This is a genomic window from Bradyrhizobium sp. Kon56 (assembly GCF_055807635.1).
In genome coordinates this window covers 1-270 of sequence record NZ_JBVVOU010000423.1, presented here as the reverse complement: position 1 = coordinate 270, position 270 = coordinate 1, and the positions used below count along the sequence as shown (strand labels likewise).

Annotated in this window: 1 protein-coding gene; it reads left to right on the top strand. The window is 51.5% G+C overall.

Annotation, left to right across the window (positions count from 1 at the left end):
- On the top strand, nt 1-270 hold a 270-nt coding region (locus AC0L3B_RS39530; protein WP_473383252.1), incomplete at both ends, for a polyprenyl synthetase family protein.

Sequence of the window (270 nt, the reverse complement as noted above, 5' to 3'; positions counted from 1 at the left end):
CTTGACGGTGACGCGTTACGCCGCGGGATCCCTGCAGTATGGAAGCATTATGGTGCAGAGGTCGCATTGGTGTCGGGAATGTTCGGTTACCTGGATGGCCTTCGAATCCTGACTGAGCTCAATGATCTAAACGTGGTACGTGCCGGTATACAAAGCCTTGAGCAGCTGCATGTAGGGCAATACCTTGATGCCAAGGTAAGTGCCGGTAATACGTTACCCACCCTTGAAGAATATGGGCGTATTGCGCAAGCCAATACGGGCTGTTTTTTT